Here is a 26201-nt window from a genome sequence, read left to right as displayed (position 1 = left end):
ACATAATGTTCCAAGAAGAACGATTAAGATCAATCCTTGCACACCTAAAAATATCCAAGCGCATTTCAATTGAAGAAATATGCGAGTTGTTTGACGTATCTAGAGACACAGCCAGACGAGATCTTGTGAAATTAGAAGAAGATAAATCTATTATCCGTACTCGGGGTGGTGCCATCCTCCCTTCACCTAAACATGAAATCAAAGATTACGTTAATCGTTTAAGCATGGTATCAGAAGAAAAAAGACAAATTGGCAAAAAAGCAGCATCTATTATTCAACCTGGCGACTACATTATTCTTGACACTTCAACAACTGTTCAGGCATGTGCTGAGCAGATGGAAGATGTAAAATGCACGGTTATTACAAACTCAATTAATCTGGCAGACATTCTAATTAAAAATTCACAAGCACATATTCAACTGCTTGGAGGCGAACTTCATAAAGAACACCGCTATTTATATGGAAGTTCTGTGATCGAAAAACTATCTTATTACCATGTTGATAAGGCCTTTGTAGGTTGTGCCGGAATATCTGTGAATGGTGTAACAGTAGCTCATGAGGAAGATGGGAAAGTGATGCAAAAAATGATTCAGCAAGCTGAGCAGGTTATTTTACTAGCAGATCATACGAAAATTGGTATTACGGGCTATTTTCGATGTGCAGAACTAAAAGAAATTGATTTACTAATCACTGATCGTGAACCGAATGAAGAATTTCAAGATTTATTAGATACTCATGGAGTGGAAATATTCATTACTTCTCATAATGAGGAAGGGGAAATACTTAATGACTAGCCTTATAGCTATTGACCTTGATGGAACATTGCTAAATAGTAAGAATGAAATCAGCCTTGAAAATATCCAAGCGATAAAAGAAGCACAAAATGCTGGTATTGAAATTGTTATTGCAACAGGTCGTGCCCATTTTGATGTTCAGGCAATTTTTAAGGATACAGACATTAAAACATGGATCATTGCAGCGAACGGAGCAACAATCTATGATCCAGAAGGTAATCTTTATCACCATCAACCAATTGACCCTACAACTGCCTATAAAGTGCTACATTCATTGGAACAGGATGGCTTTTACTACGAGGTTTTTAGTTCTTCTTGTATTTATACTCCTAATAATGGGCGAAAGCTATTACAGATTGAAATAGATCGAATCCAAAGTGCTAATCCTGATGTTTCTATTCATCATTTAGAGGAAGCCTTATCAAAGCAATTTAGTCAAACAGGATTTACATTTATTGATTCATATAAAAATATTGAAGAAGCTGACACACCAGTTTATAACATTCTTGCATTTTCATTTTTTGAGGAGAAATTAAAAGTAGGCTGGTCAAAATATGGCCAAATTGAAGGTCTTACGATTGTGTCCTCAGCAAATCATAACTTTGAACTAGAGCATCAGAATGCATCAAAGGGAATTGCTCTTGAATTACTATCTGAAAAGCTTGGTATTGCTTTAGAACATACTGCAGCAATTGGAGATAGCATGAATGACCTCTCCATGCTATCTCGTGCAGGAGTAGGTATTGCTATGGGCAATGCAAAAAATTCTATTAAAGAAGTAGCAGATTTGGTGACAGTAACAAATGATGAAAATGGTGTAGCTCACTTTATTCAATCTGTTTTAAGCAACGTATAAATATAATGAAAACATGATACAATTTTAATAAGCCAACCTTCTTCGGCGTAACACTTTCATTTGTGGCGTGACGAAGGGGTTGGCTTTTTTTATTTAGTTTTCTTTTTCTTTTTCTTTGATATCCTCATTAAAGCTTTTATTTTTTATTCCTGATCTCATGAGATGCATATCAACATACACATCCAGTTCAGCCTTTGCAAACTCTTCATCCCATTGTTCCTGTACTTCTAAAAATTTCTTGTGGTTCTGACGATTTAGAGCATCACCAAACCCAAATATGTCAACTTCATACTCTTCCTGTACTTTCGTTATAAGGGAAATCATTTCTTTCTTAATATACTCTTCAATTTTCTCTTCGTAATCTGTAAAAACATCAAGTTTTGTTATATCGCGAGGACAATGGATTCCTTGGAGCCTTGACTCACCATTAATACTTAGTTTAATTTGCGGAGTACCATTTTTATAGCTTGCTTCCAAGTTAGACTTAGACATTGTTATCCGCGCATCTAAAAAATATTCATTAGCTTGATCAGATTCACCGCATGGGATACTTAAACTTGTTTGCATAAGTTCTTGTGTCCATAAAAAATTCCTTGTTTCTTCAAGAGATAATGTCCCAATCATCTTATCATTATTAAAAACAGCCATACCATCCATAACAACTAGCGCTTCAGGTTCAAGTGCCTTATTATTCTCTACTGTTTTCCCTGCTTCTGCATTACCTTTTATTTTGAGCGATGCCGCAACAGGACTCTTGCCTTTCGAAATAATCGAAGATATAAAATCATATAGCTTAACATTAGGATCTCCACCCCACTCCTCAGTAAATGTCTCTGCTTGAGTATTTACCTTTAGAGACGGACTCTTCTGTGTAGGATAAGTGATTTTTGTAAATTCGGAAGCGGGGTTTCCTTTTGTGATCATAATATTAAAATCATTTCGAAATTGACCACTGCGATCCAAAAAATCTAGAAAGCCAAAAAGGCCTTCCCTCGCTACCTCTTCACTTATATATAAAACCCTTGTATGAGAATAAACCAACTTACGCGTTAGACCCTTATTCATTTTATTTGATAGCTCCGAAAGAGAATTGCCCTCCAACGAATATGAAACAACCGGTGTATTTCCTTGCGCACTCTGTTTGCCAAATTCTGATGAAATGATAGCTTCGACTGTCATTCGATACTTTTTCTCATCCCCTGGGTCCACGGCAATTCCTGTTACAATTGATATATCATCCAATTCTTCCCTATCCCAGCAACCTGTCATTAAAAAAGTCAAAATGAGAAATAAATATAGCATTTTCTTATTCATTTTTCTTTTCCCCTTCTGATTGTTGTTCGGGAGGTGATGGTTTTTTAGTATCCTTCATTTTCATTGGTGATTTGGTCATTAAATAAGAAGGTCTAAATTTATCAGCCCATAGAGGGAATCGAATAAAAACATCAGTTTGATCTCTCAGTTTAAATGGTGCCACCGGTGTTAAATATGGAATTCCAAATGTTCGTAAACTTACTAAGTGAATAACCATTACAATTAATGATAAAAAAATTCCATAAAGCCCCAAAGAAGCAGCCATAAATATTAGAATAAATCGAATTAACCGCGCTGCAATTGAGAAATTATAGATTGGTGAAACAAAGCTTGAAATGGCAGAAAACGCAACAACAACGACTAATACATTTGAAACAAGTCCTGCTTCAACTGCAGCCTGTCCAATAACAAGTGCACCAACGATTGATAATGTTTGGCCAACGGCGCGTGGCATTCGAATTCCAGCTTCTCTTAATACTTCAAATGTAAGCTCCATAAGTAAAATCTCAATCACTGCAGGAAATGGAACTCCCTCCCGCTGACTTTGTACACTAATTAATAAAGGAGTAGGCAGTAATTCATGATGAAAAGTTGTAATCGCTACATACAAAGAAGGAAAAGTTAGAGTAATCATAAACGAAATATAACGGATTACCCTAATAAAGCTTGTCATAAAAAACGGCTGATAATAATCCTCTGTTGACTGAAAAAAATCAGTAAATACACTTGGAACAACTAAGACAAAGGGTGTTCCATCTAAAAAGATGGCAATTTTCCCCTCAAGGATATTTCCACTTATGCTATCAGGTCTTTCAGTATTAAAAACTAGCGGAAAAAACGTAAAGGTTTGATCCGTTATATACTCTTCTACATTCCCTGTGTCTAATAAACCGGAAGCATTAATCTTGTTAATTCTTTGCTTTACCTCACTTAGGATATCCTCATTTACAATTCCCTTCATGTAGCCAATGACCAACTGTGTATTAGAGTCACTTCCTACATTGAACTCTTCAAATACCAATCTGGGATTTTTTATTCTTTTACGGACCAACCCAATATTTGTGTGAAGATCTTCAACAAATCCATCCTTAGGACCACGAATAATTGTCTGTGTACTCGGCTCTACTATAGACCGTTTTTCGGTACCACCGATATTTAAAGCTAAAGCCTTCGTATGTTGGTCAACCATCACAATTGCGAAACCATTCAGCATATACCAAACAAGCTGATGCAATGTTTCAGCAAATTCATAAGATACTGCTGGAAAATATGCTTCTCTTATCAAATTCATATCTTGATAAGCTTCTTCATCCTTTTGAAAGGCAGACCTTAGTGGTTCTAAGACTTGCGAATTCAAATCTATCTTACTTAAAGTTGTTCCTAAATAACAAACACATCCCTCAAGGTTTCCGACTTTTATGTTTATTTCCTCGTAATCAGACGTTGAATAAAATATTTCTTTTATACTTTGTATATTTTTCTCTAGGGAAAAATCATAGTTCTTTGGTATACCTTCTTTATCATAGAGTTCCTTCTCTGATGTTTTCCCACTATTTTTATTACTTCTTCTTCTAAATAGTGTCGAAAGTATACTCATAGGCTAGTCGTCTCCTTTTTCTTTGTTTTCCACAACAAGATAGGAAGGATAAGCATCGGAATTCCAAACTGAAATGGAAGATGTAAATAAAAGGGAACAAATACTAGTCCCTCTTCTATATGCTCGATAAAATTGTGACTAACCACAACAGATATAAAAGCAACTAATGTACCCATTGGCAACGTCATACTTCGATACGGTTTATTTATAATGTATTCAAGCCCCTTTAGTCCCCCATAGAAAAACAAACTTACCTTTACAATAATTCCGAACATAACAAAGAAGACAATTATTAAGTCGACCCTTTCTATAAAGTTAAGTAAAGAAATTTCCCTTGAAGCACTTAATAAAGGAAATGTTGCTCTCTCCTTTAAATCTGCCCCTAGTGTGGCAATTTGAATAAATGAACCATACGTAAGGATAAGTCCACTTGTTACAACCGCAGCAGCACTAACTTTTCCCACACGCTTCTTAGCACCTATATAAGCGCCAACAACCATAAATGTAATGGCTTCACCAAATGGAAAAGTAATTAACTGCGGGAATAATGCCTTTTTAATTGGCTTAAATCCATCTCCTAATACAGGACGTAAATTACTAATCTCTAAGCCCCCTGAAAGCCAAATGGCAATACCCGTTACTAATATAAAAGTTACAACATAAGGAAAAAACACCTCACTTGTTCGACCAAGCACTTCCAATCCAAGCTGAAGCATATAAATAATCACCAACATCATCGTGATGGAGATGATCTCCAATGGTGTTACTTCAAAAATAGTCGAAACAAGTAGCTCACCAAAATCTCGTAAAACCCTTGCGGAAATATAAAAAAAATAAATGACATACAGTAGTGTTAAAAACTTCCCTATCCATTTTCCAAAACAAAAACCGAATATTTCAAATAAATTCTTTCCTGGTAATCTAGAAAGCAAAAAGAAATAATACAGTATAAGACAGGCTCCAAATACCGTTGCTATTATAATGGCAATCCATGCATCCTGCTTTGCCTCATTCCCAATACCAACAAGTGTTGCACTTCCTATTTGAAAACAAATAATAAGAATATACAGCTGCCAAAGTGAGATTTTCTCTACCTGTTGTTTCATACCTATTCAAAACTTCCAATTTTTTTGAGTTTTTGTAGCTTTTCCTTTACTCCGTTAACGATAGAATAGATAAATCCTATCAATAAAAAAGCATAAACCATCCATTTGTTTGATCCTGGGTCTATTCTTAACAGTGTTTTAAGCTCATTCCAGAGATCTGTCTTATAAAGCAATGCGTCTATTTGTGCCACTAATACACTTAAGATCATAAAAATTGCAATTAACATCAAAGTTCTCATCACAACACATCCTACATCCTATTTGTAATTGGATATATGGATTATTATGGTCAAAAAAGGACTTTTTAGTATGATCTAGTAAAGTTTTTAATTGAATAAATAGAACTAGACGAGAAGTTGGGTGTTAAAAATTTGTCAAAATGGGTAAAAATTTTGTCTGATACATAGATTGATTGTCGAAGCCATTCCATAATTAACAATTATCTATAATAATAGGTATATAAGATTTGTTTAGTATAGGGGTTATGCAAAATGAATGAAACGATAAATCCGGAATTAGGGCATAAAATAGACTTAGTAAGAAAGCTGATGATTACTTCTGCACAAACAAAAGGGATAAATAGTCCTGAAACAATTAAATATAGCCAAGAATTGGATCGATTAATTTTCGAAACACAATTACTACTAAAATCCTGCAGCTAGGTAAAAAGGACAGTAGCTACATGTGTATCCAATCTAGAAATAACCTGTCCTTTTTACTAGCCTAAATCTTGTGTTTTCTTGGCTGAATGTGATACCACTAAACCGTGATATGACATTAATAAAAAACTAGCAGCTTTTCACTACTAGTCTTTAAATAGCCTTTAAGGCAGTATTTATGTCTTCCCAAATATCCTCCCAAGCCTCCAGACCAACAGATAGCCTTAATAGCTGATTTGTTATGCCCATTTTAATCCTCACTTCTTCAGGTATGACTGAATGTGTCATCGATGCAGGATGCTGAATAAGTGTTTCCGCATCACCTAAGCTCACTGCTATTGGGATAAGCTTAAGTTGATTAACAAATCTCACCGTATCTTCGTATGTGCCTTTCAGTTCAAAAGAAAGTAAACCTCCACCATTTCTCATCTGTTTTTTCATAATGTGATAGTCAGGATGTTCTGGATCTCCAGGATAATAGACATTTTTAATTTTGGAGTGTTTCTTAAGGCTTAAAGCAATTTTCTCTGCATTTTCACTATGTCGATCCATTCTAACAGCTAGTGTTTTTATTCCTCTTAACAACAGCCAAGCATCAAACGGTGCAATAACGCCACCTATGTCCTTTTGTACCGTCCCCTTTAAAGTCTTAATCAGTTCGTCACTACCAACAACTACACCTGCCATAACATCTCCATGACCACCAATATATTTCGTGCCGCTATGAATGACGAGGTCACATCCTAAAGAAATGGGTTTTTGCAAATAAGGAGTTGAAAAAGTGTTGTCTACTACTACTTTGACTCCCTTTTCATTTGCAACTGCTGTTACCTTTTCTAAATCAATTAATCGCATTGTAGGATTTATTGGTGTTTCAATATAAATACACGCCGTATTTTCTTTTATTTGTGAACATATTTCTTCAGTTGTAGATAGATCTGAGAATGAATACTCGATATGATATTTATTTTTCAATAATTGTAGTAGTCCAAAGGTGCATCCATATATTCCTTTTGAGCATAAAATATGGTCATTTGTTTTTGTCAGCCCAATAAGAGCAGCAGAAACTGCTGCCATTCCTGATGAAAAGGCAAGAGCCGCTTCCCCATCTTCTAACTGAGCCATCCTCTCTTCTAAAACCGCAACTGTTGGATTCGAAAGTCTGGAATAGATATAGCCCTCTTCTTCTCCAGAAAACCGCTTTGCTCCCTGTTCTAATGTCGAAAATGTAAAGGTGGATGTTTGATAAACTGGTGGTGTTAAGCTATCACTATGTTCTTTCGGGTCATATCCAGCATGAATTGCTTTTGTAGAAAACTGATGATGAGCATTTCGATTCATAGTACTCCCCCTTCAAACTTTGTAAAGAGCACCTGTACATATTTTCTTAGGCTCCTTTCTATAGGTTATTACTAACGTGTTCGTCCGGTTCCTTTAACTAGATAGATAAAGTACTTGGATAAAGTAAAAAAGATAGGGGATTCCCGCTATCTTTTTTACTTTATCTATTACAGGCATTATCACAATTCAGGTCATTTTCAAGAAGAACTTTTTACTTTTTTTGGATCTTACGAATGGTTTTTTACTACTCCTCTATGTAAAAGCATGCATATTTCTTATTTACGTATGCTATTTTTCCTTTTTCATCAAAAATCGATACGTATATGGAAAATAGTTACAAATTCATTCGCTTTTAGGATCTATTTTTACTTTTTTTGGATCTTACGAATGGTTTTTTACTACTCCTCTATGTAAAAGCATGCATATTCCTTATTTGCGTATGCATTTTTTCCTTTTTCATCAAAAATCTATACGTATATGGAAAATAGTTACAACTCTATTCACTTTTAGGATCTATTTTTACTTTTTTTGGATCTTACGAATGGTTTTTTACTACTCCTCTATGTAAAAGCATGCATATTCCTTATTTGCGTATGCATTTTTTCCTTTTTCATCAAAAATCGATACGTATATAGAAAAAAATTACAAATTTATTTGCTTTTAGGATCTATTTTTACTTTTTTTGGATCTTACGAATGGTTTTTTACTGCTTCTCTATGTAAAAGCATGCATATTCCTTATTTGCGTATGCTTTTTTACCTTTTTATAAAAATATAATCTTGACCATTTTCACCATCATTTATTGGATCTCATGAAGGTTACTTTACTGAAGCATGCATACTCCTTTTTTACGTATGCTTTTCCCCCTTTTGCAGTACGTATACGAATAATTATACAGTTCCTCCCCACATACAAAAAATGACCCAGCTCATAAGCTGGACCATTTTTTGTTAGGCATCCCTCTACCTTTTCGCCATTACTCTATATCTGATGGATGATGATCTTTTACCAAATCTGCAGCCTTTGCATTTGCTTCCACTTGCTCTGGGCTTTTGCATCCAGGAATAACAGTTGTGACTGCAGGATGCTGAAGACACCATGCTAAAGCCCAGGTTGCCATGTTTACTCCTTCTGGCACTTCTTGTTCCTTTATCTTTGCAACTAGTTTCAGCTTTTCATCGATTTCTTGTTGTTCATGATTTTTTCTGACATTGTCACTAAATGTTGCACCAGGATTATATTTCCCACTTAAATATCCGCTTGCTAATGGTACCCTGGCTAATACGCCTAAATCCTGCTCTATACATGAAGGAAATACTTCTTCTTCAGGTGCTTGATCAATACGGTTATAAACAACTTGAATTGCTTTAGCATTTAACTCAGTAGCTTTTGATGTTTGATAGATATTATCGTTTGCGCCGATAGAAATACCTAAATTACGGATTGTTCCTGCTTGAACCTGCTTATCAAGCATTGTCCATAAATCATCATTATTAAAAACCTCATCAGGACCTGAATGAAATTGATATAGATCAATGTAATCTGTCTTTAATGCCTTCAATGATTCCTCTAATTGTACCCGCACAGCATCTGCACTCCATGCATGTTCCCAATTGTCATGCCATTTATGACCAAACTTTGATGCAAGCACCCAGTCTTCACGACGATCTCTGGAAAGAAAATCACCAATAAACTTTTCAGACATATGATGTGGTCCATAACATTCAGCTGTATCAATCAAGTTAATTCCTAAACCTTTAGCATGTGAGAGAATCGCATCAACTTCATTTTGAGAAAAGTCTTTTCCCCAATCTCCTCCAAACTGCCATGTTCCTACCCCTACTACAGAAACCTTTAAATCTGTACTTCCTAAACGTCTGTATTTCATTTAAAACACCTCTTTATTCCCAATTAGGAAACCGGTTTCATTCCCTTAATCTATCATATCCAAGAATCATCATTAATTCAAGAATATAGCCTCAATTAAAGAACACTACTATTTTTGGCATTGTAAACAGTAGAACGTTTTTCTTGATGATAGTTCATCTCGAATTATTGAAGATTGACACCTAGGACAAGGCTCTCCTTCTCTATTGTAGACATAACAATGATGATCATAACTTCCTGTTAAATTGTCTGTTTTAAAAACAGGCATATCAATATATCCACCATACGTAAGACCTCTATTTAAAATTGTTTGTATGGCATGGAAAAGTGCAGAGCGTTCTTGTACTGATAGCTCATTTCCTTTTCTAGATGGTAACAGCTTCGCTTCAAAGCAAATTTCATCTGAATATAGATTTCCGATACCTGCAATGAAACTTTGATTGACTAGAGTTGTTTTTAAAGCACCTCTTTTCTTCTGAATACTTTGATCAAAAGCTTCAAGCGTGAAGTTTGGACTAAGTGGCTCTGGTCCCAAATCATGAAAATCCTTTTCCAATTCTTCATTTGATAATAAATGAAGATATCCTAAACGCAGCCCGATAAAATATAATAAATCATTACCGAAAGAAATGGTGACCTGCTTTGTGCGATCTGGACTATCTTGGTCACTTCCAATATACATGAGGCCCCCGAGCATCAAATGTAATAATAGATTTTCTCCTGAATTCAGCTTGAATATTAAATGCTTTGCCCGTCGTTCGACGGCCACTAATGTTTTCCCCTGAACAGCATCAACAAACTCTAAAACAGGCTTATTGATTGATTTCTCCCTTGTAACTTCAACCGCTTCAATTTTTCTACCAACAAGCTTTTTTTCAAAAATACGTTTATAATTCTCCATTTCAGGTAATTCAGGCAAATATGTACACCCTTTCTTAGGACATAGTAGTGTAAATTAGTATTTCTTAAAAAATAACCAAAAATGTAGGAATAAACTAAAAAAAGCTCACCAATTGGCAAGCCTAAAGTATCATTCTTTTTGATATAATTTTTGATGACGAAGCTCTAACGATTGGATATGATTTAGCTCCTCTAATAAATCAGAAATCGAAATGAGTTCGTAAAAGATAACAGTTTCCGGCGCAAAACAATGATGACTGTCACAATGGTCAGGCTTCCTATCCCAAAATAACTCCGTTACCCGATTTATTTTCTCAAAATGTGAGGTTTCTATTTCATACTGTTGATGATGAAGAATATCCTTTATTGAGCGAACGATTTCTACCACAAGATCTTTATTTTTTTCACTTACCTTAACCTTTTGATTTGAAATTGTAAGTAAGTTTCCTGCGTGGTAAAGGATTTGCCGTAGAATATTTAGCTTTTTATACTCATAATGAAACGTTCTCATATCCTGACGGCTAAAACGGTGATATTTCCATTCTTCCTTTTGATAGCGACAAAGCACCTCAATTGCTTCAATATTCTTCATTAATTTTTGAAACCAGCTTCTTGACTCATTTCTATTTGTTTTAGAATGTAAGTTCACTACTTCTAATCCACGACTTTCAATAAAATCTCCTGTTTCTAAAAAGAGATCACGTATTTTATTAAGAATGGCTGGAGAATAATTTGGACTCATTACAAACAGGTTTACTAATGTAGAAACGAGCAAACCAATGCTTGTTGCACCTAATCTAATGAAAAAAGAAGCAATAAAGTGGTCATGAACTGTTGATATCATCGCAACACCTGTAAGAGTTGCTACAAGTGTTCCCTCGTTTAAACGTAGCTTATGACATGTCATAATTGTTGCTATTGCTACTAATGCATATGTATATGAGTGATCCCCAAGCACAACATTAAATGCAATTGAATATGCCGCCCCTATCGCTGCTGCTGGAAAACGTACAAATGCTTTTTTTATTGAATTAGCGGCAGTTGGTTCAATTGTAATAATAGCCGTAATGGCAGCAAACATTGCGGGCCAATTTAACCATTCACATATCATAACAGTCAGAAAAACTGCTATTCCTGTTTTGATGATCCTTCCACCAACCAAATACTTTGCTTTTCTAATGAGATCCATAACGCTTCTTCAACCCTTAAAATAAACAGTTATATACTGATTATAACGTATCAAGTAGAAATCTCTAAATAGCTTAAATTTTTAAAGGATGATCTCACAATTCATATATTAAAAATCTCTCATTCTGATTTTGCTCATATAATCCATTGATCTTAATCTCTTGTTTTAGGGAAAAAGCCGTCTGATTTTCTAAGTAATAAATGTATTCTTCAGCCGCATAATATAAGATCAACTCAAGGTGTCGTTCACATTTCTCAAAGGAGTACATAATGTTATTTATAACCTTCATAAAGATTTGAATAGAGAATGGATTAAAAAAATAAAAAATATTGTCAGCCTGTTTAATTGGGTAGTGTTCAGCAAGGCAATTGTGAAAAATAATATTGTTACCATTTTTTTTCGTTTTTTTTAAATAACAGGAACGATTTTTTACTGCCATTTCATAAAAGTCTTTGTTCATCTCGACTCCAGCTACAGAAGATCCAAATAAGTAGTGAATGTAAAATGGCAACCTGCCCTTACCACATCCAAAATCAACAATTCGATCATTACTTTGCAACTGATATTGGGAAAATAGCTGCTTTAATCCATTATAAGGAGTAGGTTCATAACGATGATAATGAAAGGACTTGTGAAACCCCTTCTGATCTCCTGACGTACAAATATTAAGCAAGTGTTCATAATCCTTCTCTTCCATTCTGTTCTCCCTTTTAAATCCTGATTATACTTGTCTTTTACCCGATCATAACATAATTATCTAACCTATATATAAGTGTAAAGATCAATAATTTGTTATTTATTAACTGATGTAAGAGAACTTACCATCAACATGTTAAAAAATATACCTTTATGGTGATAAGTATGTAATTTACTATAATAGATCTGTTATGATAGAAGGAAAGAGTGCTAGAAAGGAGGATAATATGAACTGGATCTCAACTAGTAAGAAAGATGAATTTCTAAAATGGTTTTTGAACAACCATCAGTTAAAAAATAAAGAAGCTCGGAGACTTATAGAATATATTCAGAAAAACCATCATATTCTAAAGAACTTATCTTTTACTGATTATGTTCATCCAAAAGACCGTACGATTGTTGTTTCAAGTATTAATTCTGATGAATCAGGGTTTCTCTTTTACACTAATGGTCAAAAAACAGAAGATGTTTCACGGGCTTTTGGTTCATTAATGAGCAGCCCTTCTGAAAAAGTTTATCTCATCCTCCATTACTTTGGTAAACATTCTGATCACCGCTATACACAGCTAGTTGAAACACATCGAATTCATTCTATTAAACAATACGAACAATCAGAAAAGGATGCAAAAGCAACAGATTTAGTTGTTGAAGTTGCTTTACTGAAAAGCAGAATCAATAAAGCATTGGATGACCGGGACGAAGAGCTGTTTCATGAGTTGGTTAAGCAATTAAAAGAAATTCAGAAATAAATAAAATAACAGAGGGCCTTTAAGTAACCCTCTGTTATTTTATTATCTCATTTCTAAACGAATTCCCTTTTTAATAAGGGCTGAGTCATAGTCGGTAAGGTAAGCTGAATGGTCGTGCCCTTATTCACTTCACTTTGAATAGTCATCTTCCCTTTATGTGATTCTATAATCTTATAACAAGTCATTAGTCCCAACCCTGTGCCCTTTTCCTTCGTAGTATAAAAGGGCTCACCAAGGGTCGGTAATCTTTCTGGTGAAATACCTATCCCCTGATCAATAAGGTGAACAGATATTGTCCCAGCTTCTATCAGCTTCACTTTTAATTCAATTTGGCCCCCATTTGGCATTGCTTCAATTGCATTTTTAAATAAATTTAAAAATACCTGCTTTAGCTGAGCTTCTTCACAGCATATCTTAGGTAGGTCAGGATCAAATTCTGAAGAGATTTGAATGTTATTTATAATTGATTGAGTACTCATTAATGTTATCACGTCTTTTATTAACTCTTTTATATCTTTTTCTACGAAAATAGAAGCACTTGGTTTAGCGAGCACAAGAAATTCTCCAACGATTGAATTGATTCGATCAAGCTCAGATAAAACAATATTATAATACGTTTCTTCTAACTGATTCGATTTAAATAACTGAATAAATCCCTTTATTGATGTAAGAGGATTTCTTATTTCATGGGCAATTCCTGCAGCCATTTGACCTAGTAAGGCAAGCTTTTCTGATTTTAATAGTAAACGTTCTGTCTGTTCTTTTTTCTCAGTAATATCTTTTCCAATCGTCAGAACTGCATCTCTTTCACCAAATGTGATAGACATAGATGTACCATCAAAGAAGAATCTCGCTCCATCTAAACGCTGAACTTCATATTCAATATTACATAATGGCTGTTTTTCTTTATTAATCAATTTCATACGCTCATATACACGATCCTGATATCCTGGTGTGATGAAATCAAAAAGAGACTTACTAATAACATCATTTTTGTTATTAGCTCCTACCATCAGAGCAGCTGCATTGTTGATGTAGATAACTTTAAAGTCTTGATGAATGATAATTGATTCAGGGAAAGAGTCAATCAATTGTTTGTAACTCTCTTCACTTGCACGTGCCTTTTTTGTATAATATCTTGCTACATCATATTGCCGTCCACATATCCAGGCAATAATGGTAAAAACGAAAAAATCCAATGAAAAAAATGCCTCATTGTATAAAATTTTTTCAATTCCTGTATACAATATTGAAATCGTTACTAGAGAAATTTGCCCAATCTTATTCATCATTCATCCTCATTTTGTCAGAATTTTACTTATATAATAGCACTATATATACTAGACTAGTAAGAAAAATAGGGAAATTTACACAATTTTAAAGATGTATATAAAATCTTATAATATGTTTCTCTCTTTATCTAGTAAAACGAAAGATATTCTAACAATATAATTAAAAAAGATGTCACAATTTCAAGACATCTTTTTCATTCTGGAATTATATAGAAATTAGATTTTTTCCTTCATGTTATTCAATGTTCTTTCTAAACCCTCTTTATAAGAGGTTTTTTGAATAGGTCCAATTAAACATTCTAATTTTTCTCCATTTAAAATTAACGGCTTTTGAGTCAAATCATACATCTCTACATACTCCCTCATGCTGGGGTCAAAAATCCCGATAAAACGCACCATATTTTTGGTTATTGTTGATACCTTTTTTGAATAGCCTGCTATTTCCTGTATGATTTTAATGATTTCTTCACCTGTTATCACCCCTGTACCAGGAATATTCCAGCATTGTCCATAAGCTTTTTCATTTAAAGAAAGCTCTACCATTGCTTTCGCTCCATCAGGCGTATAAATATACTCTCTTGGTACTTTTTTGTTCCCAACAAACATTGCCTTTTTATTATCGATTATTGACTGAAGGAAATAGTGGAGAACTGTACTTTCAGCATATGGTCCATAAAAATCAGGAAAGTGTGCAATAAATGCTTGAACCTTTGAGTCCATTACCATCTTTTCAATTTGCAAACGAATTTTCCCTTTTTTCGTTTGTGGATTTTTCGCATATTGCTCTGTTGCTTTTTCCCCTGTACTTTCAGCATAAGAGTAAATATTGTCAACAACTGCAAGTTTAGCCCCAACATTCTCTGACACTTGTAAAATATTGTTTATCATCGGTTCTTGTTTTGTCGCCCATTCCTGATAAGGTAAATTTACTGAATGATAAATATACTCTACATCCTTTGCTGCATCTTTTAATTGAGAATAGTTAAAAACATCTCCCTTTCGGATTTCTACAAGGTTGTTTCCCTCATATAATGCTTGTAACTTTTTAATATTCCGAGCAAAAGCAATTACTTTAACTCCCCGAGAAATTAACTCAAATGTAATAGCACTCCCCATACCACCAGATGCACCAAGTACTAACGCTTTTTTCATTTGTCTTCCTCCTTTAATTAACCACCGTTCAATTAATGTTAAAAAAAATTATGACTGTATCGAACGCAAAATTAACTGGATATGTGATTCTGCAAGAGCTTTATTATCCTCATATTTCTGCCCCTTAAAAATGAAATGAGTTACAAAGCCATGGAGAGATAAAAAGATTGAATAAATATCCTTCGGTGTAATGTTTATGTTCACTAAAGAATGAACCGCTTGTGCAAATTTTTCAAAGCTGTTATTAGGCTCTTCTTGTAAAAAGCTTTTTAATTCTTGATCTTTTGTAAGAAACATCGTTTCATAATGACTTGGATTGGTCATTCCAAAATGGATATAAGCTAGAAATACTTCTTTTAGTTTATCTTCTTTTGAAAGCTCCTTTTCCATGACTTCTTCTAACCTTTGATTTAACAATAAAAAACCATCTGCGACTAGTGCATAAAATAACTCTGCCTTATTTTTAAAATGATAATAAAGTGCTCCATGACTATACCCAAGCTCTTTTGCAATCTTTCTCATTGAAACATGTTCATATCCATCTTTTACGAAAAGAATTCTTGCTACGTCTAGGATCATTTCTCTTGATAATTCTTTATCTACTGATTTTCTAGGTGACATTTTTTTCTCCTTATCATTTATTAACCACTGTTCAATAAAAATATATACCATAATTTACCACAAGTCAATATTGAAAAATCCAGAATTAGTTTTTTCTAATTCTGGACTTCATTAGTTAGTTTTCCCTTTTATAAAGTATTCCCCTCAGCAGGAATAGGATGATTCACTAGTAGCTTTGCAAAATGAACAAGGTTATAAGATAATGTTTTGACCTTTCCGTTCGTGAAGTCATTGCCTCTTCCTTCTTCTATATATGAAGGGCCTGGACCAGCCTCTCCAACCCAATAGGCATCAACATTTGGCGGAACGGTAAAGCCAATGTGCTGAAGTCCGTACAGAAGTGATTTGGCAGAATCCTTTGCACCATCCTCATTTCCCGTTACAACCGCTCCACCAATTTTATTATAAAAAATGCTCTGTCCTTTTTCATTTTTTTCCATACTTGAAGCATATAATCTTTCCATTAATAAAGTGGCGATACTACTATTTCCACCTAACCAAATAGGCGTTCCAACGACAACAATATTTGCTTCTTTGACTTTTTCTAATACCTCAGGCCACTGGTCTCCCTCACCCATATCGGATTCCATACCGTATGCAATCTGATAATCTGCTAATCTTAATTCCTCGGTTGTAATCCCTTTATTTTCTAACCAATATCTTGACTCTTTCATAAGTGCACTTGTGTTAGATTCCTGATCACTCTTTTTTAATGATGTATTTAAATACAGTGCTTTCATATCAACAGCTCCTTTATTATGGATGTTTGTTTCTTTCATTCCACATCAAGCCTATATTAAAACCTTTTTTCGACAATTTCAGAAATAAACCTACAGCAATTTCCCCCAGATGCCCTTAATGTATGTCTTTTAGAAAAGTACATAAAATAAGACCTCAATAACTAATGGGAGAGAAATCATGGAATCCAAGCTACAATCCTTCTTACCTGTTATCCAATCATCAAATCTTACTAAGCCACTTAAAAAACAAGATTTAATAACACCTTCATTTTTGATTGAACAAGACCGAGATAACGAGTTGGCCATGTATTATTCACCACATAATGAATACATCAACCATCAAGCTAAGATTGTCATTTTAGGAATTACACCAGGTTGGACTCAAATGAAGGCCGCCTTCGAACAGGTAATTGACTGCTTACCTATTTCAGAGTCTTCCACACTCGAACAAACACTAAAAAAAGCCAAAATAGCTGCAAGCTTTTCAGGAGCAATGAGGAAAAATTTAATCGACATGCTCGATCATTGTGGTATTCAAAATGTTTTTCATATACAAAGCTCTTCTTATTTGTTTAGCGAAAACCGTGACCTTCTCCATACTACATCAATCATAAAATACCCTGTTTTCTATCAAGGGAGAAACTATACTGGACATCGTCCCAAAATTAACCATTCTTCGCTGTTAACTTTTTACGCATATGAAATGTTTCCTAAGGAGCTTTCACAAATAAAAGCACCTGCATTAATTATTCCATTAGGTAAAGTGGTAGAAGAGATTTTAAAAAACCTAATGAAAGATAATGAGCTGAATGATCATATTTATTTATTCAATTTTCCCCATCCATCCGGTGCAAATGGGCATAGAATAAAACAATTCAAAGAAAACAAGCAATCTTTTATATCAACTGTGTTGGAATGGGCAGCTCTTTTTTCTTAAAACACCTAAGTTTTAATTATGAAATCAAGGCTTGTCAGACATATTAAGAATAGCTAGATGAAAGGAGCAATGATGATGGAATATACTAATCGCGATGATGTAGTAAGAGAGTTACAACAATCTTTTCAGCCTCTTATGACTAAATATGGGATAGAGGATATTGGTGTGTTTGAAGAGCAAGGACAGAAAGATATTTACCATATGGGATATACCATTCGAAAAGAAGGAAAAACATATATGATACATACTCCGTATCTTATGAAAGAAGAAGGGCAATTAGCTCCTGGTAAAGATCTCTGGACTGTTGAAACAGATGAAGCAAACACTGATGATGTTAGTGGGTTTGATAATTTAGATGATGCCTTACAATCAATTTAGTTAAAGGAGGGGATCTGAGTCCGATACCCACCTCAAACATTAATTGTATTTCGGAATGACCATCAAAATTGCACACTGTTTTGATGGTCATTTGTGTATGGCATTATCCTCAAACCTATCTTTAGATGGGGGAATTTGTCAAATGGATGACAAAATTCATGTTCCTTGTTTGCGCATGCTTTTTTGATTTTTCAACTAAAATACCATTCGCATATGGATAAATGGTACTATTATAGCCGTTTTAGTATCAACTTCTACCTTTTTATGGATTTTGTGTATGTTTTAATACTACTTACCCATGCGAAAGCATTCACATTTCATGTTTGCGTATGCTTTTTTCAATTTTTCACTAAAAAAACATCCGCATATGGGTGGATTTTACAATTATTGCCGTTTCAGTATCAACTTTTTACTTTTTCTGGGTTTTGCATATATTTTTAAGCTACTTACCCATGCAAAAGCATTCACATTTCATGTTTGCGTATGCTTTTTTCGATTTTTCACTAAAAAAACATTCGCATATGGGTGAATTTTTCAACTATAGACGTTTCAGTATCAACTTTTCCTTTTTCTGGGTTTTACATATGTTTTTAAGCTACTTACCCATGCAAAAGCATTCACATTTCATGTTTGCGTATGCTTTTTTCAATTTTTCACTAAAAAAACAATAGCATATGGGTGAATTTTACAATTATAGCCGTTTCAGTATCAACCTTTTCCTTTTTCTGGGTTTTGCGTATGTTTTTAAGCTACCTACCCATGCAAAAGCATTCACATTTCATGTTTGCGTATGCTTTTTTCAATTTTTTACTAAAATACCATTCGCATATGGATTAAACTACACTTTTTGTCACATACAAATTAAGGTCCAGTTTTTAAATCTGGACCTCGCAATTCATTTTATGACTATATTTGGGGATATCAAACGGAACCCGTTCCCCCTCCAATCCTCTCTTTTAGTTTCTAACTATGATATAAATCATATAGCAAATATAAGCAACTACAAGAAATGTCCCTTCACGACGGCCTACTCTGAAGCTGGTTCTTGAGAATACAAGTAAAATAAGAGTTAGGACAATCATAAGTATAAGATCAACAAATATTTTGCTATCCACTGCTAATGGAGAAATAACAGAGGCTGCACCAAGGACAAATAATATGTTAAAAATATTACTTCCCACAATATTACCAAGTGCAATATCTCCTTCTTTTTTAACAGCAGCTGTGATTGAAGTGATTAGCTCAGGCAAAGATGTGCCAATCGCCACAATCGTTAAACCGACTAATGTTTCACTCATCCCAAATGAATAAGCAATAACAGTAGCATGATCAACGACCAAGTCTCCTCCGATAATAATAGCGACTAAGCCACCAATTGTAAAAAGACTATTTTTCCCCCATGAAGGTGCATTTGTTTTAGATAATGAAGCTTCTTCTTTCAGCTTCTCCCGACTATTTCTTGCTACCTCAAAAATGTAATACAAAAACACTGCAAAAAATAACAAGAATATAAATCCGTCACTTCTTGTAATGAAATTAGCTTCTAAGGATTGAAGCGTTACATCACTTACTAAAATAAGGAGGGCCACACTCGCTAATAATGTAAAAGGAATTTCCTTTCTAATTGTTTCATTTTCTACCTTTAAGGGGTTTATAAGTGCTGTTATCCCAACAACAAAGGTGATATTTAAAATATTACTTCCTACTACATTCCCTATTGCAACTCCTGCGTTTTCCTCTAATGCAGCAATTATACTGACGGTAGCTTCTGGTGAACTTGTTCCAAATGCAACGATCGTTAACCCAATTAGTAATGGTGATACATGTAAAGCACGAGCAATACTTGATGCACCCTCGACGAAAAAGTCAGCACCCTTAATAAGTAATGCAATACCTAAGATTAATAAAAGATAGGACATTTATTTCAACTCCTATTTATTACAAAATTGTATAAATACTCATTTTACTTCGACTAAGATTACGGACTTCTATATAGTTATGATAAAAAGGAGTGGATTTTGTCTTCACCCTCCCTTTTATTTTATACGAACGAAAGGAAAACGAATGATAACAGTTGTTCCGTTGCCCTTAACACTATTAAACTCAATCGTTCCATTATACTTTTCAACAATATTAAAACAAATCATCAACCCTAATCCTGTACCCTTCGTTTTTAGTGAATAAAAAGGTGTGCCGAGATCCTTAATTTCTGACTCAGACATACCTAATCCACCATCTACAATTCTTATTTCAACTGAATTCTTCACCTTTTCCCCTATGACAGTAATCCCAGAACCGTGGCTAGAAGCTTCTATTGCGTTTTTTACTAAATTGATTGTTAACTGCTTAAATTCTATTAAGTTAATAGCGATAGTACAGTTCTCTTCTACATGTAAATCAATTTTGTTATCATTCAAAAGACCATAAGAATTTAATAAATCAGCCACACTTTGTAAAGCATCTTTCACATCAATCTTCTCTAGTTTTACCTCTTTGTCCGGTTTAGCAATCGTTAAAAAGTGAGAAATAACATGCTCAGCTGCATCCAATTCATCAATCATCAAGGCAAAATTTCTTTTTACCTGTTCATCGAATGATTCCTCTTTTTTATATAACTGTAGAAATCCCTTTACTACGGTCAAAGGGTTTCTAATTTCATGGGCTACCGCCGCTGCAAGTTGACCTGTCGTCTTTAATCTTTCGGACTGCTGTACTTGTTCGTAATAGCCTTTTAATTGCTTGATTCTGAAATAAGAAATGAAAAAAAGTAAAGAGAGAAATGCTTGTATACCGGCAAAATTGATCACATTTCCTACTATATCAAGTTTTATATGAGGATAAAATTCTCCTTGATCAATAAAAACGATATAAGCAAATGTTGCTGAAGTTAGCACTATATTTAAAAAAAGTGAGAAATAAAAAAGTCTTGGATCAAAATACAAAATTGAGATTGCTGGAATTAAACAGATAAACACAAAGGTTGACCAGGTTTCCGGATATAAGAAAAACAGACCATAGAAATAGGCAGACGCTGTTAGCATGATCATCATTCTGAAATAATGTGTTTCAAACTTTGGATAAAGTAGTAAACAAACTGATAGTATGATAACAAGAATTATATGTAAAAATATCCCTAAGTTTAAAGTATCAAGATGAGTATTTCCAACCATCACACCTGTTACCATAACAAGAATAATTATCATGATTAAAATATAGTATAAAGTTTTATTTATTTTAAATTTAAGTTCCTTCATAAAAACACCTTTTTAATTATTTGACCTCATTAAGTATTTCCTTAAAGATGTTAACTAACACTTGATTTGATCGTCAAGATTTATAAAGACGGTCAATACTACATTATATCCCTTGCTCATTAAAAAGTTAATAATAAAAAACGCACCTGCTAAGGTACGCTCATTAAATTCATAGTAATGGAATATTATGATCCTCACACTCTTTTATTATTTTCTCACTCCAAACGGAAGCTTGCACCTCACCAATATGAACTTTTTTTAATAAGAACATACATAATCTTGATTGCCCAATTCCTCCTCCAATTGTAGAAGGAAGTTTTCCATTCAGGATGGCTTTATGATAGTCTAGTGATTTGCGATCTTCATAGTTAGATGCTTTTAATTGATTTATAAGAGCATCCCGGTCAACCCTAATCCCCATTGAAGATACTTCAAACGCTCTTTCTAATACAGGATTCCAAAGAATAATGTCTCCATTTAAGGTCCAATCATCATAATCTGGTGATCTTCCATCATGCTTTTCTCCTGACAGCATCTCTCCCCCGATACCCATAATAAATACAGCTCCATATTTTCTAGCAACCTCATCCTCCCTTTCTTTCGGAGAGATTTGAGGATATAGATGTTCAAGCTCTTGAGCTGTAATGAACACAATATTGTTAGGTAAAGTTGGAGTAAGTTGTGGATATAAGCTGGATATATAATGTTCTGTTTGCTTAATAGACTGATAAATTTTTTGAACTTCTTCCCTTAACTTTTGTTCATTCCTTTGTTCTTCAGAAATCACTTTTTCCCAGTCCCACTGATCAACGTATAGAGAATGAGTATGATCTAAAGCTTCATCTCTTCTAATTGCATTCATATCCGTATATAAACCTTCACCTAGCTGAAAATCATAGCGATCGACAGCCATCCTCTTCCACTTAGCTAATGATTGCACAACCTCAATGCTGCAGTCAGAGTCTAAGGCATCAAAGGAAACAACACGTTCAATTCCATTTAAATTATCATTTATTCCATTCCCCGCTTTAACCACGATAGGAGCAGAAACTTTCATGATATTTAACGATTGAGAAAGGTTCATAATAAAAAAATCCTTAAGCTTACTTATTGCCTCTTCTGTTTCTAATAAACTAAGTAACGGACAATAACTCGATGAAGCATACGTTTTACTCATTTTATAGGCCTCCAAAGCTTAAAAGCAACAGCGCTGTTCTTTGCTTATTTTTTTAATCCCTAGGGTAATAACTAATTTAAAGTATGAAAGTCCAGTAGGATTGTGAACTAAATAATAGCCTATTTTAAGAGATAAAAGACCAGAAAAGGATGCCACATAGTAGCACCCTTTTTGTGAGAAATCTTATTTTAATTGAAAATCACCTGATGATGTTCTTACCTTAAGCTCATACTCTCCACTACCAATCTTTCCATTGATGATATTCTCTGATTTGTCTTCATAGCTGAAACCTTCCAGCTCAATGACGCCTTCTCCTGAGCTTCCTCTAAAGTCAACAGCAAGCGACTTAGGAGATTCATCAAACTGGACAATCACATCACCACTTGATGCCAGTGCATTTATATTCCCCGTAACCTGTTTGTTATTCAGCTCAATACTACCTGAAGATGTTTCCGCTTCAACATGACCATCAACGTTCTGGAGAATAATGTCTCCACTACTAGCTCCTAAATCAAAAACACTCGCTGATGAATTCTTCACATGTATTGTTCCACTACTAGCTTCCATCTTATTATTTGTGCTAACTGATATTTGATCAATCGTAATATCTCCAGAACTAGCTTCTGTTCTAAACTCTTCTACTTTAAGCTGAGAGATGTCTATATCTCCCGAAGAGCTTTCAACAACCAAGGACTGATACTCCTTCTCCGGTACTTCAATCTCTAAATTCAGTTCGATAAAGGAAAACCCAACATAGAAGTATAAATCTTGATTTTCTACATCAATATTTACTGTATCACCTTCTTCAGTAACAACCAGCTTATATTTATCTTTCAGTTTCTCACTAACTTTCCCAGTTAATTTTACTTTTATAGAATCTCCCTTTGAAGGAACCATTTTTATATTAGTTGAAGATGTACCAACCTCTATATGCTGAATTTCATCCCCATTTACCTCTTCCTCTTGTAGGATATCTTTCATTTCAAGTGAAAACACGTCCGTTGTAGCTGCTGTAACAACAGAACCTGCAATACCAACAACAATTAAGAAAAATGCAAACAAAACCGCTTTTTTCATGCCGCTTTTACCCCTTTCCCCCCGTAAATTACTTTTTTATTAAAGTTCATATACTTAAGAAATGTTTTGGATAGGAATTTCCCCGTTTTTAACATCCCGATTCCTAGTAAAATACCTAATCCACATGTAATCAAAGATAGAAAGAAAACAATTGCGAGATCTTCAAGGCCGTTAAAGATAACTGAACCAATTATTGCTAAAGGTGAGATAATAAGTATAAATGATGCCGCAACTAATCCAATGTAAACGCCAAAAATCCCTAATGCAGGACCTAGAACAAAAACTAGGTTTAAAAAACCCATCATAATAGCCGCTAACATGATATTAACTGTGTTACTTCCTTGCTTTTGATGATCCACCCTTGTTAACTTGTATTCTGAAAGCAAATCCCTTGCAATAGAATGTGGGTCACCTAATTCATTGACGATTTCAGCTTCTGTTCTCCCATCTTCCAAGCCAACAGTAAAATGCTCTTCATAATCATAAAGCATCTCTTTTCTGTCTACCTCTGGAACACTTGATAAAAGCTCCTCTAATTTTCCCATAAAGTTATTTTTCTTCACTTTCGGTACCCTCCAAAATAAATTCATTCACAGCATTTGAAAATTGAGTCCATTCTTCAATAAGAATATTCATATACCCCTTACCTTTATCAGTTAGTGAATAGTATTTTCTTGGAGGTCCCTCTGATGATTCAGCTAGATAAGTTGTCACATATTCTTCTTTTGTTAATCTTCTTAATAGTGGGTATAGTGTTCCTTCTGCCACTTGAATTTTACTCGATATATTTTGAGCCAATTCATAACCGTATTGATCCTTTCTACAAATTAGAATTAATACACATAGCTCCAATGCTCCCTTTTTAAATTGGACATTCATTATATTCCTCCTAAACAGGATAACCCAGTACTGAACATTATAAGGTAGTAAACATTAATTAATAACCACAATTAACATAATATACCACCCTAGTAAACATTGCAAGGTACTGGATAATATTTTTTAGGTTGGCGACATGATTCTACAAATTTCGGGTAGTGACAGGCACCACAAAAAAGGCAGACAACCACAATGGTTATCCACCTCGAATAAAAAATAGTTTATTTTAGCTCTAATAATGCTACACATTCAACATGAACTGTATGAGGAAATAGGTCAACAGGTTGTACTATTTTCAACTCATAGTCAAATTGTTCAAGTTCTTTTATATCAGTTGCAAATGTATCAGGGTTACAAGATACATACACAATTCGTTCTGGTTTGGAACGCCCAATTCTTCTCATTACTTTTCCACCAGCACCTGATCGAGGAGGATCTAAAAGGAGAAGCTCAGGGCTGCCAAACGTTTCTAGTACTTGATCAATTCCTTTTCTGGCATCCTTAGCTAAGAAATACGTATTAGATATTCCATTGTCACTTGCATTTCTTTTAGCTGATTCAATAGAACTTTCTACAATTTCAATACCCGCAAGCTTTCCAACTCTATTTGCAAATGGGAGAGAGAATGTCCCAACACCACAGAAAAGATCAATCATGCTTTCTGATTTTTTTGGTTGGCCCATTTCGATGGCTAAATCAACTAGCTTTTGAGCTTGAGTTGGATTTGTTTGAAAGAATGTATCAAACCACAGACGGAAACGGTAGCCATCCATTTCATCATAAATGAAATCTCGTCCTGCTAAAGTATGACTTTTTTCAGACTGTGTACGATCTGCCCATTGTGTATTTTCAAGCCATAACAAGCTTTTTACCTGTGGATGCTTTGACTCAATTCTAGAAACCAAATCTTCCACAGCCTTATGAAGTGTATCATTTGGTCCTTCTGTTGCAAAAAGCCCCAGCATCATTTCTCCCGTTGCAAAAGATTGTCGAACCATTAAATGACGAAGCAATCCTTCGTGGGTATCTTTATTGTATCCAGTAAGTTGATGATCTTTTACCCAAACTGCTACCTCCATAGCAGCCTCGACCATTTCTTTACTTGCAATTAAGCAAGATTCAAGCGAGATTACTTTACGGAAATTCCCTTGCTCATGCAACCCAAGAGATCCATCAGGAGCAAATGTAAACTCCATTTTATTGCGATAGTGCCAAGGCTGATCCATGCCAATTGTTTCTTTAACTAGCTCAGGATTAAATCCTTGTTCCTCGATTGCATGTTTTACATGCTCAGTTTTTTGTTTTAATTGGGCTGTGTATTGCCAATGCTGCCACACACATCCACCACATTTATCAAAATGAGGACATGGTGGTGCCATTCTATCAGAATGAGCTTCTAGGATCTCCTCAGGTAGAACCTTTCTTCTTCTTCTTTCTGGTTGATCAACTGTTACACGTACCTTCTCCCCTGGAAGTGTTTGTGGAATGGTTAGTTTTAACTTCTTCGGATTACCAAGTTCGTTTTCCCGCCAAATAACGGCTTGTCCTGAACCCCTGTCATCTAAATGATGTATTTCAGCAATCATTGTTTCTGCTTTAGTCAAGG

At 34.5% G+C, this 26201-nt stretch carries 26 protein-coding genes; 6 read left to right on the top strand and 20 right to left on the bottom strand.

Going from position 1 to position 26201, the window contains the following annotated elements:
* Positions 1 to 5: 5 nt before the first annotated feature.
* Both D9842_RS22350 and D9842_RS22345 read left to right on the top strand, forming a co-directional pair.
* Positions 6 to 794 (top strand): DeoR/GlpR family DNA-binding transcription regulator, encoded by a 789-nt coding sequence (locus D9842_RS22350; RefSeq protein ID WP_121664377.1) that lies wholly within the window; start codon positions 6 to 8, stop codon positions 792 to 794.
* Positions 787 to 1650: a Cof-type HAD-IIB family hydrolase gene (locus D9842_RS22345; protein ID WP_121664376.1), complete on the top strand. Its 864-nt coding sequence runs from the start codon at positions 787 to 789 to the stop codon at positions 1648 to 1650. Before D9842_RS22350 ends, D9842_RS22345 begins: the two co-directional genes overlap by 8 nt.
* Positions 1651 to 1743: 93 nt before the next feature.
* Here D9842_RS22345 and D9842_RS22340 read toward each other — a convergent pair whose 3' ends face one another.
* From D9842_RS22340 to D9842_RS22325, 4 genes are read right to left on the bottom strand one after another with little or no spacing between them, the layout of a single operon-like run.
* Positions 1744 to 2964 carry a Ger(x)C family spore germination protein gene (locus tag D9842_RS22340; RefSeq protein ID WP_121664375.1) on the bottom strand — a complete coding sequence of 407 codons (1221 nt, stop codon included), beginning with the start codon at positions 2962 to 2964 and terminating at the stop codon, positions 1744 to 1746.
* A complete protein-coding gene (locus tag D9842_RS22335; protein WP_121664374.1) occupies positions 2957 to 4561 on the bottom strand; it encodes a spore germination protein in 1605 nt (534 codons plus the stop codon). Before D9842_RS22335 ends, D9842_RS22340 begins: the two co-directional genes overlap by 8 nt.
* Positions 4558 to 5667 carry a GerAB/ArcD/ProY family transporter gene (locus D9842_RS22330; protein ID WP_121664373.1) on the bottom strand — a complete coding sequence of 370 codons (1110 nt, stop codon included), beginning with the start codon at positions 5665 to 5667 and terminating at the stop codon, positions 4558 to 4560. Before D9842_RS22330 ends, D9842_RS22335 begins: the two co-directional genes overlap by 4 nt.
* Before the next feature lie 2 nt (positions 5668 to 5669).
* Entirely contained in the window at positions 5670 to 5906 is a 237-nt protein-coding gene (locus D9842_RS22325) for a hypothetical protein (protein ID WP_121664372.1), read from the bottom strand.
* A gap of 252 nt (positions 5907 to 6158) precedes the next feature.
* Between D9842_RS22325 and D9842_RS22320 the strand changes: the two genes are divergently transcribed.
* Complete coding sequence (locus tag D9842_RS22320; protein ID WP_121664371.1) at positions 6159 to 6329, top strand: aspartyl-phosphate phosphatase Spo0E family protein; 171 nt, start codon at positions 6159 to 6161, stop codon at positions 6327 to 6329.
* 150 nt (positions 6330 to 6479) lie between these two features.
* Here the strand turns inward: D9842_RS22320 and megL are convergent, their stop codons facing one another.
* From megL to D9842_RS22295, 5 genes are all read right to left on the bottom strand, one after another.
* A complete protein-coding gene (gene megL / locus D9842_RS22315) occupies positions 6480 to 7667 on the bottom strand; it encodes a methionine gamma-lyase (RefSeq protein ID WP_121664370.1) in 1188 nt (395 codons plus the stop codon).
* 976 nt (positions 7668 to 8643) lie between these two features.
* Positions 8644 to 9555, bottom strand: coding sequence for an aldo/keto reductase (locus D9842_RS22310; protein ID WP_121664369.1), 912 nt, complete (start codon positions 9553 to 9555; stop codon positions 8644 to 8646).
* Positions 9556 to 9663: 108 nt separating this feature from the next.
* Complete coding sequence (gene mutM, locus D9842_RS22305) at positions 9664 to 10473, bottom strand: bifunctional DNA-formamidopyrimidine glycosylase/DNA-(apurinic or apyrimidinic site) lyase (RefSeq protein WP_121664368.1); 810 nt, start codon at positions 10471 to 10473, stop codon at positions 9664 to 9666.
* Between the two features lie 111 nt (positions 10474 to 10584).
* Entirely contained in the window at positions 10585 to 11643 is a 1059-nt protein-coding gene (locus tag D9842_RS22300; RefSeq protein ID WP_121664367.1) for an aromatic acid exporter family protein, read from the bottom strand.
* 94 nt (positions 11644 to 11737) lie between these two features.
* Positions 11738 to 12340 carry a class I SAM-dependent methyltransferase gene (locus D9842_RS22295; RefSeq protein WP_121664366.1) on the bottom strand — a complete coding sequence of 201 codons (603 nt, stop codon included), beginning with the start codon at positions 12338 to 12340 and terminating at the stop codon, positions 11738 to 11740.
* Between the two features lie 226 nt (positions 12341 to 12566).
* Between D9842_RS22295 and D9842_RS22290 the strand changes: the two genes are divergently transcribed.
* Positions 12567 to 13088: a YpiB family protein gene (locus D9842_RS22290; RefSeq protein WP_162987527.1), complete on the top strand. Its 522-nt coding sequence runs from the start codon at positions 12567 to 12569 to the stop codon at positions 13086 to 13088.
* Positions 13089 to 13141: 53 nt separating this feature from the next.
* Here D9842_RS22290 and D9842_RS22285 read toward each other — a convergent pair whose 3' ends face one another.
* The 4 genes from D9842_RS22285 to D9842_RS22270 all read right to left on the bottom strand — a co-directional run bounded on the left by D9842_RS22285 (position 13142) and on the right by D9842_RS22270 (position 16893).
* The gene (locus D9842_RS22285; protein ID WP_180320404.1) at positions 13142 to 14377 is read right to left on the bottom strand and encodes an ATP-binding protein; all 1236 of its coding nucleotides are present in this window, start codon (positions 14375 to 14377) and stop codon (positions 13142 to 13144) included.
* Between the two features lie 219 nt (positions 14378 to 14596).
* The gene (locus tag D9842_RS22280; RefSeq protein WP_121664364.1) at positions 14597 to 15532 is read right to left on the bottom strand and encodes an SDR family NAD(P)-dependent oxidoreductase; all 936 of its coding nucleotides are present in this window, start codon (positions 15530 to 15532) and stop codon (positions 14597 to 14599) included.
* Between the two features lie 48 nt (positions 15533 to 15580).
* Positions 15581 to 16153, bottom strand: coding sequence for a TetR/AcrR family transcriptional regulator (locus tag D9842_RS22275; protein WP_121664363.1), 573 nt, complete (start codon positions 16151 to 16153; stop codon positions 15581 to 15583).
* A gap of 128 nt (positions 16154 to 16281) precedes the next feature.
* The gene (locus tag D9842_RS22270) at positions 16282 to 16893 is read right to left on the bottom strand and encodes a flavodoxin family protein (RefSeq protein WP_121664362.1); all 612 of its coding nucleotides are present in this window, start codon (positions 16891 to 16893) and stop codon (positions 16282 to 16284) included.
* A 178-nt stretch (positions 16894 to 17071) separates the two neighbouring features.
* Between D9842_RS22270 and D9842_RS22265 the strand changes: the two genes are divergently transcribed.
* Both D9842_RS22265 and D9842_RS22260 read left to right on the top strand, forming a co-directional pair.
* A complete protein-coding gene (locus tag D9842_RS22265; RefSeq protein WP_121664361.1) occupies positions 17072 to 17830 on the top strand; it encodes a uracil-DNA glycosylase family protein in 759 nt (252 codons plus the stop codon).
* Between the two features lie 75 nt (positions 17831 to 17905).
* A complete protein-coding gene (locus D9842_RS22260; RefSeq protein ID WP_121664360.1) occupies positions 17906 to 18208 on the top strand; it encodes a DUF5634 family protein in 303 nt (100 codons plus the stop codon).
* Positions 18209 to 19164: 956 nt separating this feature from the next.
* Here the strand turns inward: D9842_RS22260 and D9842_RS22255 are convergent.
* From D9842_RS22255 to rlmD, 7 genes are all read right to left on the bottom strand, one after another.
* Positions 19165 to 20127: a calcium/sodium antiporter gene (locus D9842_RS22255; protein WP_121664359.1), complete on the bottom strand. Its 963-nt coding sequence runs from the start codon at positions 20125 to 20127 to the stop codon at positions 19165 to 19167.
* Positions 20128 to 20244: 117 nt separating this feature from the next.
* On the bottom strand, positions 20245 to 21462 hold the full coding sequence (locus D9842_RS22250; protein WP_121664358.1) for a sensor histidine kinase: 1218 nt from the start codon (positions 21460 to 21462) through the stop codon (positions 20245 to 20247).
* A 169-nt stretch (positions 21463 to 21631) separates the two neighbouring features.
* Positions 21632 to 22639, bottom strand: a complete 1008-nt coding sequence (asnA, locus tag D9842_RS22245) for an aspartate--ammonia ligase (protein ID WP_121664357.1) — start codon at positions 22637 to 22639, stop codon at positions 21632 to 21634.
* Between the two features lie 183 nt (positions 22640 to 22822).
* The gene (locus D9842_RS22240; RefSeq protein WP_121664356.1) at positions 22823 to 23716 is read right to left on the bottom strand and encodes a DUF4097 family beta strand repeat-containing protein; all 894 of its coding nucleotides are present in this window, start codon (positions 23714 to 23716) and stop codon (positions 22823 to 22825) included.
* A complete protein-coding gene (locus tag D9842_RS22235) occupies positions 23713 to 24279 on the bottom strand; it encodes an HAAS signaling domain-containing protein (RefSeq protein WP_162987526.1) in 567 nt (188 codons plus the stop codon). Before D9842_RS22235 ends, D9842_RS22240 begins: the two co-directional genes overlap by 4 nt.
* The gene (locus D9842_RS22230; protein WP_121664354.1) at positions 24266 to 24595 is read right to left on the bottom strand and encodes a PadR family transcriptional regulator; all 330 of its coding nucleotides are present in this window, start codon (positions 24593 to 24595) and stop codon (positions 24266 to 24268) included. The genes D9842_RS22235 and D9842_RS22230 overlap by 14 nt, the downstream gene beginning before the upstream one ends.
* Positions 24596 to 24816: 221 nt before the next feature.
* Entirely contained in the window at positions 24817 to 26181 is a 1365-nt protein-coding gene (gene rlmD, locus D9842_RS22225) for a 23S rRNA (uracil(1939)-C(5))-methyltransferase RlmD (RefSeq protein ID WP_373995130.1), read from the bottom strand.
* Between the last annotated feature and the right edge of the window lie 20 nt (positions 26182 to 26201).

The sequence above is a fragment of the Metabacillus litoralis genome, assembly GCF_003667825.1.
GTDB lineage: Bacteria > Bacillota > Bacilli > Bacillales > Bacillaceae > Metabacillus > Metabacillus litoralis_B.
This window is presented reverse-complemented; position numbering and strand designations above follow the sequence as displayed.

Coding starts and splice junctions, on each gene's coding strand:
- D9842_RS22290 (WP_162987527.1), top strand. CDS start 12,567: ATGAACTGGATCTCAACTAGTAAGAAAGATGAATTTCTAAAATGGTTT.
- D9842_RS22335 (WP_121664374.1), bottom strand. CDS start 4,561: ATGAGTATACTTTCGACACTATTTAGAAGAAGAAGTAATAAAAATAGT.
- D9842_RS22240 (WP_121664356.1), bottom strand. CDS start 23,716: ATGAAAAAAGCGGTTTTGTTTGCATTTTTCTTAATTGTTGTTGGTATT.
- D9842_RS22230 (WP_121664354.1), bottom strand. CDS start 24,595: ATGAATGTCCAATTTAAAAAGGGAGCATTGGAGCTATGTGTATTAATT.
- D9842_RS22325 (WP_121664372.1), bottom strand. CDS start 5,906: ATGAGAACTTTGATGTTAATTGCAATTTTTATGATCTTAAGTGTATTA.
- D9842_RS22350 (WP_121664377.1), top strand. CDS start 6: ATGTTCCAAGAAGAACGATTAAGATCAATCCTTGCACACCTAAAAATA.
- D9842_RS22260 (WP_121664360.1), top strand. CDS start 17,906: ATGGAATATACTAATCGCGATGATGTAGTAAGAGAGTTACAACAATCT.
- D9842_RS22320 (WP_121664371.1), top strand. CDS start 6,159: ATGAATGAAACGATAAATCCGGAATTAGGGCATAAAATAGACTTAGTA.
- D9842_RS22295 (WP_121664366.1), bottom strand. CDS start 12,340: ATGGAAGAGAAGGATTATGAACACTTGCTTAATATTTGTACGTCAGGA.
- D9842_RS22265 (WP_121664361.1), top strand. CDS start 17,072: ATGGAATCCAAGCTACAATCCTTCTTACCTGTTATCCAATCATCAAAT.
- asnA (WP_121664357.1), bottom strand. CDS start 22,639: ATGAGTAAAACGTATGCTTCATCGAGTTATTGTCCGTTACTTAGTTTA.
- D9842_RS22310 (WP_121664369.1), bottom strand. CDS start 9,555: ATGAAATACAGACGTTTAGGAAGTACAGATTTAAAGGTTTCTGTAGTA.
- D9842_RS22300 (WP_121664367.1), bottom strand. CDS start 11,643: ATGGATCTCATTAGAAAAGCAAAGTATTTGGTTGGTGGAAGGATCATC.
- D9842_RS22275 (WP_121664363.1), bottom strand. CDS start 16,153: ATGTCACCTAGAAAATCAGTAGATAAAGAATTATCAAGAGAAATGATC.
- D9842_RS22280 (WP_121664364.1), bottom strand. CDS start 15,532: ATGAAAAAAGCGTTAGTACTTGGTGCATCTGGTGGTATGGGGAGTGCT.
- D9842_RS22340 (WP_121664375.1), bottom strand. CDS start 2,964: ATGAATAAGAAAATGCTATATTTATTTCTCATTTTGACTTTTTTAATG.
- D9842_RS22345 (WP_121664376.1), top strand. CDS start 787: ATGACTAGCCTTATAGCTATTGACCTTGATGGAACATTGCTAAATAGT.
- D9842_RS22250 (WP_121664358.1), bottom strand. CDS start 21,462: ATGAAGGAACTTAAATTTAAAATAAATAAAACTTTATACTATATTTTA.
- megL (WP_121664370.1), bottom strand. CDS start 7,667: ATGAATCGAAATGCTCATCATCAGTTTTCTACAAAAGCAATTCATGCT.
- rlmD (WP_373995130.1), bottom strand. CDS start 26,181: ATGATTGCTGAAATACATCATTTAGATGACAGGGGTTCAGGACAAGCC.
- D9842_RS22255 (WP_121664359.1), bottom strand. CDS start 20,127: ATGTCCTATCTTTTATTAATCTTAGGTATTGCATTACTTATTAAGGGT.
- D9842_RS22285 (WP_180320404.1), bottom strand. CDS start 14,377: ATGAATAAGATTGGGCAAATTTCTCTAGTAACGATTTCAATATTGTAT.
- D9842_RS22270 (WP_121664362.1), bottom strand. CDS start 16,893: ATGAAAGCACTGTATTTAAATACATCATTAAAAAAGAGTGATCAGGAA.
- D9842_RS22330 (WP_121664373.1), bottom strand. CDS start 5,667: ATGAAACAACAGGTAGAGAAAATCTCACTTTGGCAGCTGTATATTCTT.